Origin of the sequence: Limibacterium fermenti, from assembly GCF_041902845.1 — a bacterium.
Classification (GTDB): domain Bacteria; phylum Bacteroidota; class Bacteroidia; order Bacteroidales; family Dysgonomonadaceae; genus Limibacterium; species Limibacterium fermenti.
This window is the reverse complement of sequence record NZ_CP159486.1, coordinates 973,757-988,924: the sequence shown is the minus strand read 5'-3', so window position 1 is coordinate 988,924 and position 15,168 is coordinate 973,757. Positions and strand designations below refer to the sequence as shown.

The 15,168-nt window shown below is 43.1% G+C and carries 14 protein-coding genes and 1 pseudogene; 8 read left to right on the top strand and 7 right to left on the bottom strand.

Features of this window, described 5'->3' with window-relative positions:
* The first annotated feature begins 151 nt into the window (after positions 1–151).
* The 5 genes from ABNK31_RS04490 to ABNK31_RS04470 are packed head-to-tail and all read left to right on the top strand — an operon-like array spanning position 152 to position 6,149.
* The gene (locus tag ABNK31_RS04490; RefSeq protein WP_418894519.1) at positions 152–2,440 is read left to right on the top strand and encodes a beta-galactosidase; all 2,289 of its coding nucleotides are present in this window, start codon (positions 152–154) and stop codon (positions 2,438–2,440) included.
* A gap of 24 nt (positions 2,441–2,464) precedes the next feature.
* Complete coding sequence (locus ABNK31_RS04485) at positions 2,465–3,442, top strand: ROK family protein (RefSeq protein WP_418894518.1); 978 nt, start codon at positions 2,465–2,467, stop codon at positions 3,440–3,442.
* The gene (locus ABNK31_RS04480; protein WP_418894517.1) at positions 3,439–4,599 is read left to right on the top strand and encodes an MFS transporter; all 1,161 of its coding nucleotides are present in this window, start codon (positions 3,439–3,441) and stop codon (positions 4,597–4,599) included. Before ABNK31_RS04485 ends, ABNK31_RS04480 begins: the two co-directional genes overlap by 4 nt.
* Positions 4,600–4,610: 11 nt before the next feature.
* Positions 4,611–5,372: a sugar isomerase domain-containing protein gene (locus ABNK31_RS04475; RefSeq protein WP_418894516.1), complete on the top strand. Its 762-nt coding sequence runs from the start codon at positions 4,611–4,613 to the stop codon at positions 5,370–5,372.
* A 15-nt stretch (positions 5,373–5,387) separates the two neighbouring features.
* Positions 5,388–6,149, top strand: coding sequence for a creatininase family protein (locus ABNK31_RS04470; RefSeq protein WP_418895361.1), 762 nt, complete (start codon positions 5,388–5,390; stop codon positions 6,147–6,149).
* 274 nt (positions 6,150–6,423) lie between these two features.
* Here the strand turns inward: ABNK31_RS04470 and ABNK31_RS04465 are convergent, their stop codons facing one another.
* The 7 genes from ABNK31_RS04465 to ahpC all read right to left on the bottom strand — a co-directional run bounded on the left by ABNK31_RS04465 (position 6,424) and on the right by ahpC (position 11,549).
* A complete protein-coding gene (locus tag ABNK31_RS04465; RefSeq protein WP_418895460.1) occupies positions 6,424–6,588 on the bottom strand; it encodes a hypothetical protein in 165 nt (54 codons plus the stop codon).
* 55 nt (positions 6,589–6,643) lie between these two features.
* Entirely contained in the window at positions 6,644–7,054 is a 411-nt protein-coding gene (locus ABNK31_RS04460) for a helix-turn-helix domain-containing protein (RefSeq protein ID WP_418894515.1), read from the bottom strand.
* A gap of 24 nt (positions 7,055–7,078) precedes the next feature.
* Positions 7,079–7,207, bottom strand: coding sequence for a hypothetical protein (locus tag ABNK31_RS04455; protein ID WP_418894514.1), 129 nt, complete (start codon positions 7,205–7,207; stop codon positions 7,079–7,081).
* A 283-nt stretch (positions 7,208–7,490) separates the two neighbouring features.
* Positions 7,491–7,541 (bottom strand): hypothetical protein, encoded by a 51-nt coding sequence (locus ABNK31_RS04450; RefSeq protein WP_418895360.1) that lies wholly within the window; start codon positions 7,539–7,541, stop codon positions 7,491–7,493.
* A 313-nt stretch (positions 7,542–7,854) separates the two neighbouring features.
* Positions 7,855–9,150, bottom strand: coding sequence for a fimbrillin family protein (locus ABNK31_RS04445; RefSeq protein ID WP_321579688.1), 1,296 nt, complete (start codon positions 9,148–9,150; stop codon positions 7,855–7,857).
* Positions 9,151–9,427: 277 nt separating this feature from the next.
* Positions 9,428–10,978 (bottom strand): alkyl hydroperoxide reductase subunit F, encoded by a 1,551-nt coding sequence (ahpF, locus tag ABNK31_RS04440; RefSeq protein WP_418894513.1) that lies wholly within the window; start codon positions 10,976–10,978, stop codon positions 9,428–9,430.
* A 4-nt stretch (positions 10,979–10,982) separates the two neighbouring features.
* On the bottom strand, positions 10,983–11,549 hold the full coding sequence (gene ahpC / locus ABNK31_RS04435; RefSeq protein WP_418894512.1) for an alkyl hydroperoxide reductase subunit C: 567 nt from the start codon (positions 11,547–11,549) through the stop codon (positions 10,983–10,985).
* Between the two features lie 530 nt (positions 11,550–12,079).
* Here ahpC and ABNK31_RS04430 point away from each other — a divergent pair.
* From ABNK31_RS04430 to ABNK31_RS04420, 3 genes and pseudogenes are all read left to right on the top strand, one after another.
* Complete coding sequence (locus ABNK31_RS04430; protein ID WP_418894511.1) at positions 12,080–12,487, top strand: hypothetical protein; 408 nt, start codon at positions 12,080–12,082, stop codon at positions 12,485–12,487.
* Positions 12,488–13,505: 1,018 nt separating this feature from the next.
* A complete protein-coding gene (locus ABNK31_RS04425; RefSeq protein ID WP_418894510.1) occupies positions 13,506–14,195 on the top strand; it encodes a hypothetical protein in 690 nt (229 codons plus the stop codon).
* Positions 14,196–14,242: 47 nt separating this feature from the next.
* Positions 14,243–15,059 (top strand): annotated as a pseudogene (locus ABNK31_RS04420) (Rpn family recombination-promoting nuclease/putative transposase).
* Positions 15,060–15,168 lie beyond the last annotated feature (109 nt).

Genomic DNA, 15,168 nt, shown 5'->3' with positions numbered 1-15,168 from the left:
TCGAAAAAACGTAGTTCGCTTGTATCAAAAACGCTGAGTTCAACCGATCGGAGCATGACATCAGGTAGATTTTGACAGAATTACTTTTTGAATAAATGAATCTATCCAACTGCTTAGTATAATTATAAAACAACTTGTAACAAAATAGAAAATGAAAATTTTAAATCTGCTTTTTATATTGTTTTTATCGATAACAATCGGTGCTCAGGGACAAACGAAACAGGAAAAAATAGACAAAAATTTCTTACCCTTTTCGGTATGGTACAGTGGCGGTAAAGCCAGAGCGCCCATGTTATCTAAGATTACCGCAAACTCTGAAAAAGAATGGCGGGCCGACCTTCAACAGATAAAAGCTCTTGGATTTAATACGGTTCGTACATGGGTTGAATGGGCTACTTGCGAACCGAAGCCAGGTAAGTATAACTTCGACAATTTACATCTTCTGATGCGGCTCGCTAATGAAGTAGGACTGAAAGTCTTCATACAGATCTATGTGGATTCGGCCCCCGACTGGGTTGTCCAGAAATATCCGTTTGCTCTTTTCGAAGCGCAGAATGGCGATAAAATCCATCCTCAATCGGCACCGGGTGTCAATACCGATAACGAAGCCGCAAAAGAGGCCGTACTTAATTTTTATTCGGAAACAGCCAAAGTTGCTACGTCCTATCCTAATCTCTTCGGATGGGATCTATGGAGCGAACCGCATATTATCAACTGGGCATCCATCGATTATATTCCCAATGTGCAATTTTGCTTTAGCGACGCCACCCAAGGCAGGTTTAGAGAGTGGCTCCATAAAAAATACAACTCCCTCGAAAACCTGAATGCCGCATGGTACCGTAACTTCACGGATTGGGAACAGGTAGAAGCACCCCGGTTCAGCACCATTTTAAGTTATACCGACTTTATCGACTGGAAAACATTTATCTACGAAAAATTAGCAGGAGATATGAAAGATCGTTATAACGCGATCCGGAAAGTCGATGCCACACACCTTATCACGGCCCATGCGGTAGGCGCTTCTTTATTCCAATCGCCTCATGTGGGTGCAGGCGCTACCGATGACTTTTTGATGGCCGAACCGTTGGATTATTATGGAGTTTCACTTTATCCGAAACATAATCACCCCAAAAATGCATGGTCGGTAACAACCTTGCGTACGGTAATGGATTTCATTAGAAGTGCAAATCGCGAAAAAGGCGGATGGTATGTGGGAGAACTCCAAGCCGGATTGGGAACCATAGCCCTTCAGGTAAGCGATCCGGTTACTTCCGACGACCATCGTATATGGGCCTGGTCAGCTATCGCAAAAGGAGCCAAAGGGGTAAATATTTACGCCTATTATCCGATGTCATCGGGATATGAAGCGGGAGGTTATGGACTGATCAATCTGGATGGGACCTTAACCGAAAGAGCGGTAAATGCAGGAAAAATAGCGGAAGTTGTGAACCGAAATCAGCAACTCTTTCTAAAGGCGACTCCCGCAAAGGCTGAAATCGGAATAGTGTACAACCCGTTAACTCAAATGGTAGGGGGAATGCAGCGCCGCGATTATCCGGCAGCATTAAGTCAATCGCTCATAGGTTATTTCCAAACATTTGCAAATCACAATATCCCTGTAGATTTCATCCATAGGAAGCATATTGAGAAGCAAGATCTTTCGCAATATAAATTGATCATCATTCCTTACCCGATAATGTTTACGCGTGAGGCGGCAGCCGGATTACGCGCCTTTGTTGAGAATGGCGGGTATGTGTTGGCGGAAGCCCGCATGGGTTGGAACGACGACCGGGGTTATGCATCGGAAATTATTCCCGGACTAGGACTGCATGACATATTCGGAGTAAGGGAAAATGAAATCAGGATGCGTGATGATATTGAGTTTACCATAACAGACGAGAGCCATCCCGCCATACAGGGCTTCGAAAAAGGAAGTAAACTCACGGGATCGTTGTACACGCAATCGTTAAGCCTTCTCGGCAACAGCAATGCCAAGGTGCTGGCCACGAACGAACAGGGACAACCCGCGATCGTAAGTACCCGATATGGGAAGGGTGAATCTATGCTTGTAGGAACGTACATGGGGATGGCCAATTTTCAGAAGTTCAATCCGGATAACGATCGGTTTTTTGTCCAATTATTGAATTGGGCAAATATTAAAAGACCCTTCACGACCTCCCTTGACGGGAGGAGTTCCGATCAAGTGGAAGTCCGGCTTCAGGATACAAAGGATGGTTATCTCGTTTTTATCATCAACCATAGTGCCAATAGCGAAAAAATTGATATCGAATTGAATGTAAAATCCGATGGTATATATAACTTACGGAACGTGATTAATGAAATACAAAAAAAGGTTCAAAGTTCCAGCAATAAGTTGAATTTCACGGCCAATATCGATAGTAAGGATGTTCACGTGATAGAAATAGTCAAAAACAACTAATGTACCACTTAAAAGAAATCATACATGGCGGTTATAGGTGTAGACTTGGGTGGCACTAAGATTACAGGTGCGCTCTTTAACGAAGAGGGTGATATGCTCTGTCAGACCACGCATCTTCTGGAAAAACGGAAAGGACACGAAGTCGGGCTGTTGGTTTTACAGACCATCAATGAAGTAATTGAACAATCGAAGTACCGCAGGGATGCTATCGAAGCATTGGGTATTTGCGTCCCGGGTATAGCGAACAGTAAGACGGGATTAATATGGGCGCCCAACATAGATGGCTGGGAAAACTATCCGCTTCAAAAGGAGATAGAGGAGCATTTTAGCAATGATAAGCTCACCATTGACATTGCCAGCGACAGAACCTGTTATATCTTGGGCGAGAAATGGAAGGGCGCTGCCAAAAATGCCGCAAATGCAATTTATCTTTCCGTCGGGACGGGGATAGGTGCCGGGCTGCTCATCGACGGGAATATCGTCCACGGAGAGGGAGACGTTGTAGGCGCTGCCGGATGGCTTGCAATGGAAACTCCCTTCGTGGAAGAATTTGAAAGGTACGGCTGTTTCGAAAGTTATGCATCGGGAGACGGCATTGCCCGTCAAGCAAAAAAGATTTTGAAAGAAGGTCTCCTTTTTCAGGAAAGCGAATTCTATAAAAAAGAGATTGAAAGCCTATCCGCCAAGGATATCTTTGCAGCTGTTCATAATGACGATCCGCTTGCTATGTTCATCATAGACAAGGCTATCGAACTATGGGCTATGGCCTCCGCCAATTTAGTCAGCCTGTTAAACCCGGAAGTGATTATATGGGGAGGCGGCGTTTTCGGACCGGCTGCACACTTGATAAACCGCATTTATGAAGAAGCATCCAAATGGGCGCAGCCTATTGCGATAAAGCAGGTGAAATTCGAGAAATCAATCTTACAGGGGAATGCCGGACTATACGGCGCCGGCTATTTAGCCCTTACATCCATCAAAAATAAACCCTCTATAGAATGAAATACAATAAGACTTTAGTGTATATAGCCGCTTGTATAGGCATGGCTTTTTTCGGAATTGCCTTTATTGTGATGGGTTCCGTCTTACCCTCTCTAACAGCAAAATACTCTCTTGATACAATAGGTTCATCCTCTTTGGTATCACTTCTGCCTGTAGGGGTATTAGTAGGCTCGCTTCTGTTTGGAATCATTGTGGACAGATTTGGATATAAGTTATTACTGGTAGTAAGCACTCTGTTTACGTTGTTGGGAATCGAAGGTTTGTCCTTTTTTGAGAACCTGAATGTTTTACGCATCTGCATATTTCTTATCGGCTTGGGCGGAGGTATGCTGAACGGTTCCACGAACGCACTTGCATCCGATATATCAACGGATAAAGAGCGGGGCGCAAAACTAAGTATATTGGGAGTCTGTTACGGTATAGGTGCGTTGGGAATTCCTCTTTTATTGGGCATGCTCTCAGGAACTTATTCTTATCAAATCATATTGCAAGGTACCGGATTGTTTATGCTTGCAGCGGTTCTCTATTTTATAGCGATTAAATTTCCCGAACCGAAAATCAAACAGGGATTCCCGGTGAAAGAAGCTATTCAATTAGTGAAAGAGCCATTGCTTTTATTTTTGAGCTTTTTCCTCTTCTTCCAAAGTGGCATGGAGGGTCTTATCAATAACTGGACGACCAGTTATCTTGACGGAAGAACGGCCATTAGTAGTGACGACGTGGTTCTAAGCCTCACATTCTTTGTGTTGGGAATGACCGTTTCCCGTTTAGTACTTAGTTACATATTACGTATTATAAAACATGAATATATACTTCTGGGAGGAATAATGACCGCCATCATCGGGATTATTATGCTTCATTATGCGGGCGATCTACGGATAGCCGCAATCAGCCTGTTTATTGCAGGGTTTGGCCTTGCAGCAGGATTCCCGATTATCATCAGTTATATTGGAACGACATACAAGAATATAAGCGGAACGGCAATCGGATTAGCCATGTTTATTGCTTTGACGGGTAACACCCTTTTAAATTATACAATGGGATTTATTTCAAAGTCATTTGGCATTTCATCTTTTCCGGTATTTCTCATTATTTTACTGCTTATTCAAATAATTATACTGTTTACGAATATAAAAACAATTAAAAACATCTATTAAAAATTACAATTATGTTATCACTTGAATGGTTAGCGAATGCACGAGGCATTATGCAAAAAATCGAAGAAACTCAGTTGGAGAATATCCAAAAAGCGGCAACAATTATGGCTGATTCTATCGAAAAAGAGCATTGGGTACACACTTTCGGATGTGGGCATGCTACGATTCCCGTTGAAGAAATGTATCCTCGTATCGGGGGATTTGTGGGATTTCACCCCATGGTGGAATTACCCATGACATTCTTTACCGGCATTACGGGACAAATGGGCATACATCAATTTTTATTTCTCGAACGTGCCGAGGGTTACGGCAAAGCTATAATGAAAGCCTATAATTTCAACGAGAAAGATTGTGTCTGGATATTTTCGCATACCGGCATCAACAATGTAAACATCGATATTGCTTTACGCGCAAAGGAGTTGGGAATGAAAGTTATCGCTTACGGGTCTGCGGCCGAAGCCAAAGGGAAGGTCACCCGGCATCCGAGTGGCAAAACACTCTTTGAAATCGCCGATATTGTTGTCGACTCTTGTGTTCCGGCAGTAGATGCTTCCGTTAACCTGAAAAATCATCAGGATAAAATAGGCCCGGTGTCTACCCTTGCGTTTGTAACATTAGTTTGGATGACCATTACGACCGTTGCCGAGATATTGGCAGACCGGGGCGTTAAATTATATATACACCCGTCGCACAATGTTCCCGGAGATACAACCGCCCAGGAACGGTTGGACGCTTGTCTTGCCGAGTATAAGGAACGTGTGTCAAGAGTTTAAAAACGATTTACAATGATGAAAAATAAACCGATAGACCTGTCCATTGAGACCTACGGCGAAATAAAAGGAACGTCCTATTCCTTTGCGGTGTTGCCCTGGGGCTCGACGGAACCTCACAACTATCATTTGCCCTATCTGACAGATTGCTATCTGGCTCATGATATTGCGGTGGATGCTGTGGACAAAGCATGGTCTAAATATGATGTAAAAGGGATGGTATTACCGGCCATCCCTTTAGGCTCCCAGAATCCGGGACAAAGAGAACTGCCTTTTTGTATTCATGCACGGTATGAGACGCAAAAACGGATATTAACCGATATTGTAGAATCTCTCGATCTTCAAAAGATTCCTATTCTTATAATTATAAGCGGACATGGAGGAAACAGCTTTAAGCCGATGGTACGGGATTTATCGGTTGATTATCCCGACATGTTGATCGTTATTTGCGAATGGTTTGCCGTAGAGCCAAGGCAAGGCTATTTTGAAGAAGACATCGATGACCATGCAGGAGAGTTGGAAACTTCGGTAATGATGCATTATCGTAACGAATTGGTGAATATTCAAATGGCCGGAAAAGGCGAAAGCAAACCTTTCAACATCGAATCTCTTAATAGCAAAGTAGGATGGGTACCCCGTAATTGGTCAAAATCAACGGTTGATACCGGAGTGGGAAATCCTGAAAGATCCAGCCCCGAGAAAGGTGGTCGATATGCGGAAGTTGTTACCGATAAAATAGCCAGTCTATTTAATGAACTTGTAAAAAAGAGTTTATATTAAAAATACTCACCGCAACAATTACCGACAGCTATATCGACAGGATGAATAAACAAAAAGATTCTCGTCGAATAGCCGACATTGAACTTTCTGGAGTAATAAATGATCGCACAAAAGATAAATGTCCTTCCGATCATGATCCGGTAGTGGTAATTGCTGAATTTTGAAATGGTTTTTATCTGAAGAATTTCACCTATCCCAAAAACAAAGATACAGCGGGGACATGGCTCAAGGCCACATCCCCGCTATCTAAATAAACACTTCGGTCATAAAACTATTATATCACACCGCGTATCCGGTCGTCGAAAGCGGTCAGGGCGGCTTTGGCCCCCTCGCCCATCGAAATGATGATTTGCTTGTAGGGTACGGTCGTTACGTCGCCCGCAGCATAAAAGAAGAAAGACTTACACCCTGACAGAATAAATGTATGCCCAACATACAAAAAAACCGCCCCGGATATCCGGGACGGCAAGGGTCAAGCATCGTATGTGTAATAATTAAACGACTTGAACCTGACTTAAGTTTTTAGCAAAATCCTGAATAGAAGTGTCAATCTTTTCAATAGTCCGCCTACTCGGATTCCGGGTACCGTTCACATAGTGACTTAATTGTCCCTGAGCGATTCCTGTCAAGCGGGATAATCCGGCGAGAGTAAAATAAGAACTATAGAACTGTAGAAAAGATGCAGTATCGTAAACAAACTCAAACTCAGCCTCTACAAACTTTTTACCCTTCTGCATATAAAACTCTTTCATCGTTTTATACGCAGAAATAAAATCATCGACAGCATCCCTTGCAGTACCCCCCATTCCATGTATACCGTAATTCAGTGTTTTATTGTCATGATCCACATAAACACTGTAATCCCCTTCACTTGATCTTTCTATAAATGCTTTAACTGTTCTCATCTCTTTATATTTTTTTCTCAGGGGTTATTTTTTAACCCCTGAGTCGTCCATAATACTTTTTAATGTTCCCGATGCTACTTCCTTGTTTTTGTGGTGACCCATTTTAAAATACTTTCCGGTGATCGGGCTATACCACAACGGATGTCCGTTCATTTCTCCATCCAGGTAGCATCCTGCTTTTTTAATTTCCGTTCAAGTTCAGAATACTTCATTTATCTATCGTTTAATTACTACACGACAAAGACAATGATATTACTATTAATATCAAATTAACTCCGAATTATTTTATCAAGTAGGAGGAAAGTAAAGTAGTTTCTTACTTACGATACAACTTTACGGTAACAGTCCGTCAACATAGAATAATTTGCCATTGCCATGCCTGAGACTTGTCTATTCCATATTTCATAAAGTTTCTGAACCGAGTCTTTATCCTCTTCTAGTGCTTCCAGATACACATCCGCAATCGCCGTCGATACCACATGTCCATTTCGTGGAGTTTGCTCTTCGTATCCGCCAGCTTGAAGTATCAAACCAGCCCATGATAAAGGAGCGCAGCGATTCTCCTTACGCTGTGCGTATACTATCCCATGCCATTACTCCGAGTGGATATAGAAACTAACCCCAAGGTACTTCATCCCTCTCACATAGCCGACTTCATGCACGGTACACTAAAAGACGGTTGGGCGAAAAATCTCCTAACCGTTTTTCATAATAAAGTTCCAATAGGCCGGCCGTAGCCATTAAATAGGAAACTCTATCTCTTAATAGTCCCCGATATAATACTGTTTCATCTATAGGATTTACATAAATTCAAATCCGCCGCCACCTTTGATTCCTGTTAAACCGAAGTATTTAGTTATATCTCCTTGTATTTTTATTCGTTTTCCGAGGTTCGCGGGATTATTCTTTAAATTTAACTCTTTTCTTTTAGAGCCGCTAGTCGGCAATTCAACGGACATACAATTGGAAGAAACCGTTTCATCCGGCGATGTAGCTATAGCCATATTCGTATCGCTGGCGCCACTTGCTCCGAAAGCCACTACACCTTTTTGCGATTTCATATACCCGACAATATATCCTTTTACCCATACACCTCTTTTTCCCGGATGCTTTCTTGCTTCTTCAATAGAATACGGATACTCTTTTGTTCCATCACCTTCGTTTTCAATCGTTTTTTCTTTATCCATAGAAAAACTTTCGGAAGGAGCGGAAATCCAATCATGAATGGTTCCTAAAGATACCGACATGGGAACCGTTCCACTCGGATTCAGTATAACATTCAACGCATAAAGAGTGGATTCGTCTAAGGAATTGATTTTTACAAGCTTTTCGCTTAATACCGCAGTGTAGGTGTCTTGTCCTGTTTCCAATTCCAAACCGATACCGTCAAGCTTCTCCACAGGCAATAAAATCGCTTCTGCAGTCTTTCCATCGGATGCCATATTAAAAGCTACATTTTTCTTTCCGGATGGCACCGAAAATTTTCCGTCCGCCAGCGAGAAGCCAACTTGGGTATTTACTCCGGTTATTGAGGCGGATATTCCTTCCAGACTGTGTCCGGCATCGTTCGTCGTAAAATTCAATACGATTTTACACAACCGGTGAGAGAAATTTATTTCAACATCCGGCGTGGTAAAATCTTTCATTTTGGCATTGCCGGAATACAACAGATCGATTGCCGCCAAGTCGGTTTGTTTGCTCACATCTACGGGATATATCAGATTGTCTATGGTTTCTTTATAGGGATAATATGCGATAAAATCGACCTTTGAGCCGTCAAGAGGATATACAACGGGATTTTCAGGATCGGCAGGAATAAATGCATCCTCCCCCACGTTTATATACTTCACATTGGTAGCTAATGCGTTTTGGGTAAGCAACTCGCCATTCTTACTCATATAGATTCCTATCAAATCTCCTTCTACCCAATTTGTGCCGGACGCACGTGTTTTCGACGATTTTACCTTCATGCCTTCGATACCTGCTTTTACAGTTACGGATATACATTTGCGTTCCGTGTCTTCCCCATCATTTCCGCATGATAACAACAGGAACGGAAACAATAAAAATAAAAAATAAATGCTTCCCGATCTCATAAAAAAATGCTTTAAGTTGATATTTAATTTACAATTGTATGCGATTATCTCGCAAAATGAATACAAAAAGCAGGGGGAACTGCATCTTTCGTTGATAGATAAGGTAAGATTCAGAGACTTGCCGATGTCAGCAAAGGTGTAGTTTCAGTGCTAAAATTAGAGGCAAAAATAATGTTTTTTTTGTTGAAAGACAAATAAAACAGTCCAAAAATAAGGGCGGGGACATGGCTCAAAGCCACATCCCCGTTATCTAAATAAACACTTTGGTTAAAAAATATTATATCACACCGCGTATCCGGTCGTCGAAAGCGGTCAGGGCGGCTTTGGCCCCCTCGCCCATCGAAATGATGATTTGCTTGTAGGGTACGGTCGTTACGTCGCCCGCGGCATAAATACCCGGCACATTGGTGCGGCAATGCGTATCGACTTCGATTTCACCGAAGCGGTTGGTCGCGACGACGTCTTTAAACACCCCGCTGTTGGCAGCCAAACCTATCTGAACGAACACGCCGTCCAAATCGACTACGCGCTCTTGCCCGGTTTTGCGGTCTTTCACGCGCAGGCCGACGACCTTCTCGCCGTTGCTGAGGACTTCCGTCGTTTGCGAATGAAGGAAGATTTCGACATTCGGCAGGCTGGCTGCCTTCTCCTGCAAGACTTTGTCGGCTTTCAGTTCGTCCAGGAATTCAAATACCGTGACTTTGGAACAAATGCCGGCCAAATCGATGGCGGCTTCAATACCGGAGTTTCCGCCTCCGACCACCGCCACATGCTTTCCTTTATAAAAAGGCCCGTCGCAATGCGGACAAAAAGCCACGCCTTTACCGATGGAATCTTTTTCGCCGGGCACATTCAGCCTGCGCCAACTGGCGCCGGTGGCCACGATCAACGCCGGAGCCACGAACTTCTCGCCTCCTGCAACAGATACGACTTTGTTTTTACCTTCCAACTCGACTTTCTCCACGATACGGTGTTCGAAAATATCCGCAGAATATTCCTGAATATGTCGTTTGAGATTGTCGGCCAACTCATCGCCGGTGGTTTTAGGAACCGATATGAGGTTTTCGATGCCGAGCGTTTCTTTCACTTGCCCGCCGATGCGTTCGGCCAGCACCGCCACCTTCAGTCCCTTGCGCGCCGAATAAATGGCTGCCGCCGATCCGGCAGGGCCTCCGCCCACCACAATCACGTCATATTCACGCGGAGCGCTGCTCACCGCCGATTGTTCCGATCCGTAGCGCTCTTCGAGTTTCGAAAGCAATTCGCCGAATTCGCCACGCCCCACATGGAGCAGTTCGCCGTCGGCAAACACGGCCGGCACCCCTTGCAGTTTCAAGGCATCCGCTTCTTCCTGATAAATCGCCCCGTCGACCGCCTCGTGCGTGATGGACGGATTCAACAACGCCATCACATTCAACGCCTGCACCACGTCGGGGCAGTTGGTACACGTCAGCGACATATACGTCGTTAAACGGATAGGCCCTTTGAGCGATTTCACGCGGTGGGCAATAAAATCGTCGGGCAGGTTTTTCCCTTTCCCGTCCGCATTGAGCACGGCGAGCAGCAACGAGGTAAATTCGTGCCCATTGGGCACCGCCCGAAACTTCACGCCGGTTTTCTCCCCGTCTTTCAACAGTTCGAACTCCAAGGCATTTCCCGAACGGACCTCAGTCGACAGCCTGTCCGAAGTCGTGGACACATCGTTCAACAGTTCCAGCAGCTCATTGCGGCTTTCGTGCTGTTCGGCTACGGCGACATCAAACGTGTATCGATGGGCAAGTCCGGCAAAAATACCTTGCAGTTGTTCTTTTAAAGCAGCATCTAACATCGTTTTAAATCTTACCTACTAAGTCGATGCTGGGTTTCAAGGTTTCCTGACCTTGTTTCCATTTCGCAGGACATACTTCCCCGTCATGTGTAGCGACAAACTGGGCCGCTTCTATTTTGCGAACCAATTCTTCCGCGTTACGGCCGATGCCGTTATCATTAATTTCGGCAATTTTGATTTGACCGGCAGGATTTACCACGAACGTACCGCGGTAAGCAACTCCTTCATCTTCCTTCATCACGCCGAATGCACGCGCCAACAATCCGGTCGGATCGGCCAACATCGGATAATTGATTTTACGAATGCTGTCGGAAGTATCGTGCCAGGCCTTATGGGTATAGTGTTTGTCGGTACTGACCGAATACACTTCCACACCCATTTGTTGCAACTGGTCGTATTTTTCGGCCACGTCTACCAATTCGGTAGGGCAAACAAACGTAAAATCAGCGGGATAAAAGAAGAAAACCGCCCATTTTCCTAATACATCGTTGTGAGTAACTGTTTTGAAAGCTCCTTTATGATAAGCTTGTACTTTAAATTCTGTGAGTTGAGAATTAATAATTGATGTCATAATTTTTTTTGATTTAATCTTAGTTGAATTGTTTTGTGGTGCAAAGATACCGAAAGAAATTATTTATATAGAAATTTATTCAATCGATTGTTTCTATATTGTATCAACGCAAAAAATACCCTGAAAAGCGGAGTGGACAATAGAATGAAACCCGAACAAGAGCATTGACTAATTTTTTCAGGAGGAAATAAATAACGGCTCAAAAGACCTGTCTTTCGCAAAAAAACAATACCTTTGCCGGAAATACGCGGTGGCGTAACATTTTACAGATTATAACGAGAAGCGTTTTTGATATTATCAGGCTAGTCAAATCTACCAAATTGAATTTCAGCCCCCAATATAATAGCAACAAACGCCTCGCGCCTAAAAGGCGTGGGGCTGTTGCTTTACTTGGGGACTGGGCTTTGGTAGAGCCTGACAAGCCGTAAAGTCAAACAGTTCCTGCGCCTCTTTTTTATAGTATTTCATACCGACCTTGGGGAACGGCGAGGTGAAAAAGCCTTTATCGATTTTATGGATAATGATTGACGATGAAAAAGCAATCCAACAAACAAAACCGGAAACAGTTGCCGTCTCCGGTTTTCCCCGATTCCCGAATCTACCGGACTACCTGCCCCAAATGCGGCGCGGATGTGTTTCATACACCCGAAATGCAACACGAAAAGAAACTCTTTTGCCTGTCGTGCGGCGAAATGCTCCCGAATCCTCTCTACGATCCGTCCGACCCGTATAACGTGAGGCGCAAGCTGCGGCGCGACTTTACGACCTTTCTTATCGGCATGGCATTCATGGTCTTGCTGTGGCTCGGCTTCCGGTATATTTCCCGCGAAAACCCGCCAAGGACAGCAAGACCCGCCGTCCGGAATAAAGCCGAATCATCCGACCGCCTACCCGATTACGACTCCGATATGGACAGTATCCTTTGGCATACACGGTAGGGATTGAGGGGAGATTGAAACAGTTTCTTACTCAAGTTTCGCAAGGGATTTTAAGAAATTACAAATTACAAATTACAAATTACAAATTACGAACAGTTAGGAGTAAGAAGTGAGAAGTCAATAGTAAGCAGTAGAAGGTAACTGTTAACTGTAAGCTACAACCCGTTGGCTTTTAAGAGAAATAACTTGCTAAACTTGAATTACTTATAAAAAAAATTGATTATCTGCAAAGCGTCCAATTTCTTTTTTAACCCCTCCCCGCTTCGCGGTACTCCCCTTATCGTAAGGGGGAGAGTAGAGAAGTTGCACTCCGCAACTGTCCCCTAAGCATAAGGGGACGAGCGAGGAACGAGCGGAGGGGTTACCTTTAGGTCGTTTTGCGGATAATCATATAAAAAATCTCCGGAAAATTTGTTTATCTCAAAAAAGATCTCTAATATTGCAGCATCTAACGATTTGAAAAATACGCCGCCATATAGAACTGCAGCGCAATCAAACCGCAATAAACATAGAAAAAAGGTATACAGGTTTTTTTAACATGTATGCAATGAACGTTGAATGGTGTATAATAGGAAAAAAACCAAGCACCGCATGTAAAATCCGATGCGTGAGTGTCAATCACCCGAGTGAACTTGTTAAAAACCCGAGCAAGGTGAATAATGTGCAGGGCAAAATAACCCTTTTACTTTCTGAAAAGATCAATTTACATCGTGCAAAGCGAAATTTTTGTTGTGCAAAAGCTTGTTTCTCTCGTGAAATATTAAATTCCCTTTATGTAATAACCAATTTTCCTTATGTAATAAGTATTTTTCCTTATGTAATAAGTATTTTATATCGTGCGATAGGCAAATTATATTGTGCGTTGAGCACTTTTAATCGTGCGATGAAGAATCGAACTTATGATATATTAAATTCATTTTATGCAGTGAATAATTTTCGGTATGAAATGTCCGATACTATTCAAAATAATTTATTTATAAACAAACGAATGATAATTAATAACTAAAAAATCGATGTTATGGCAAATTTAAGAAAAGAAGAATACGCACCCGCAGCAACCATGATATTTGGGAACTTCGGCACGGATCTACCGGCTTTTACCGCTCTGTTTAAACACATGAACGAAACCTATCTGGCCGGAGCACAAACCTCATTGGCCGACTTGCAAAAAATCGAGTCGAAATATGTACATCAAAAAGAACTGACCATACTAACCGACTCCATTGCAGACAAAAGCAAGAATATCAACGACAAGCTATTGCTTTTGGGCAATTACTTCCAATCGGCGGGATTGAAAAAGGAAGAAATAATCCTCGCCCGTAAAGAATTCCATTCGGGTAATATCGAAGGCGGAGTGGCAGCTTCCAAGGAGGCTATCGCTTATGCAACCACGCATGCCGAAGAACTTACGTCCTACATGCCCGACGGGTTTGTCGAAGGTCTTACGACGGATGTTACCGAAATTGCAACCCTAAACAATGAGCAAAACCAAAAACGAATATCTTTCCGGAAATTTAATGCGGACAACCAAGTGTATTATGACAATGTAGATCGTTATATTACCGAAATATGCTACAACGGAAAAATCGTTTTCAAAAAAGATCCTGTCAAACGCGCCCAATATACATTGACTAAAATAAAAGCGCTACTCAACGCCGAAAAGTCGAAAAAGAAAGAAGAGGAGAAAAAAGGCGAAAATAAGAAGTAGAGTAAGAAGTAGAGGATATAAGGCGCGATTAAATTGAACGGAAATATATGACACGTTTTATTAATCCGACATATGACGTGGCGTTTAAGCGAATTTTCGGCCAAGAGAACAGTAAAGATTTTTTGAATGATTTACTCACCGGCGAGAAAAAAATCAAGAAAATAAGGTTGATCGATAAAGAGCAACTACCATTGTATTATAAGGGACGCGAGGGCATTTATGATATTGCCTGCGAGGCGGAAGAAGGAGAGCATATTATTGTGGAGATGCAAAACACACATCAGGACTATTTTTATGATCGGGCGTTATATTATCTTTCTCAGACAGTGGCCAATCAAGGCGAACGGGGCATGAAATGGGAGTTCGGTATAAAAGCAGTTTACGGTATTTTTTTTTCTGAATTTTAATTTGGCGGGGAAGTTACGTACAGATGTCATATTGGCTGACCGTGATACCGGTAAACAATTCAGCGATAAACTACGTTTTATTTTCGTGGAATTTCCGTTTTTCAAAAAAACAAAAGAGGAATGTGTAACAGGCTTGGACAAATGGATTTATGTATTAAAAAATATGGAAACATTAAAAGAAATTCCTTTTAAGGAAGAAAAAAAGATCTTCAAGAAATCGGAGAAGATTGCAGACTTGGCATCGTTGAGCAAGGAAGACCGGGTTCGGTACGATGCGGATATCAGAGCTTATCGCGACCGGCTAGCTCAAATCAATTCGGCAAAGCGAAAAGGAATTACTGAAGGTGAAAAAAACAAGCAGATAGAGATTGCCCGAAATATCAAAGCCGAAGGCATCCCGGTAAAGCTGATCTCTAAAGTGAGCGGCCTTTCTACCGAAGAGGTCGAAAAACTGTAATCAAGCGATAATATCATCTCCGAAGATGGTTTTGCCTTCCGGCAAGTGCAATTTTCCGGACTTGCGATAGTGGAGGGACCAAAGTATCGGCAAGTGGATCATTCGGCGT

Coding starts and splice junctions, on each gene's coding strand:
- ABNK31_RS04490 (WP_418894519.1), top strand. CDS start 152: ATGAAAATTTTAAATCTGCTTTTTATATTGTTTTTATCGATAACAATC.
- ABNK31_RS04485 (WP_418894518.1), top strand. CDS start 2,465: ATGGCGGTTATAGGTGTAGACTTGGGTGGCACTAAGATTACAGGTGCG.
- ABNK31_RS04480 (WP_418894517.1), top strand. CDS start 3,439: ATGAAATACAATAAGACTTTAGTGTATATAGCCGCTTGTATAGGCATG.
- ABNK31_RS04475 (WP_418894516.1), top strand. CDS start 4,611: ATGTTATCACTTGAATGGTTAGCGAATGCACGAGGCATTATGCAAAAA.
- ABNK31_RS04470 (WP_418895361.1), top strand. CDS start 5,388: ATGAAAAATAAACCGATAGACCTGTCCATTGAGACCTACGGCGAAATA.
- ABNK31_RS04460 (WP_418894515.1), bottom strand. CDS start 7,054: ATGAGAACAGTTAAAGCATTTATAGAAAGATCAAGTGAAGGGGATTAC.
- ABNK31_RS04455 (WP_418894514.1), bottom strand. CDS start 7,207: ATGAACGGACATCCGTTGTGGTATAGCCCGATCACCGGAAAGTATTTT.
- ABNK31_RS04445 (WP_321579688.1), bottom strand. CDS start 9,150: ATGAGATCGGGAAGCATTTATTTTTTATTTTTATTGTTTCCGTTCCTG.
- ahpF (WP_418894513.1), bottom strand. CDS start 10,978: ATGTTAGATGCTGCTTTAAAAGAACAACTGCAAGGTATTTTTGCCGGA.
- ahpC (WP_418894512.1), bottom strand. CDS start 11,549: ATGACATCAATTATTAATTCTCAACTCACAGAATTTAAAGTACAAGCT.
- ABNK31_RS04430 (WP_418894511.1), top strand. CDS start 12,080: ATGAAAAAGCAATCCAACAAACAAAACCGGAAACAGTTGCCGTCTCCG.
- ABNK31_RS04425 (WP_418894510.1), top strand. CDS start 13,506: ATGGCAAATTTAAGAAAAGAAGAATACGCACCCGCAGCAACCATGATA.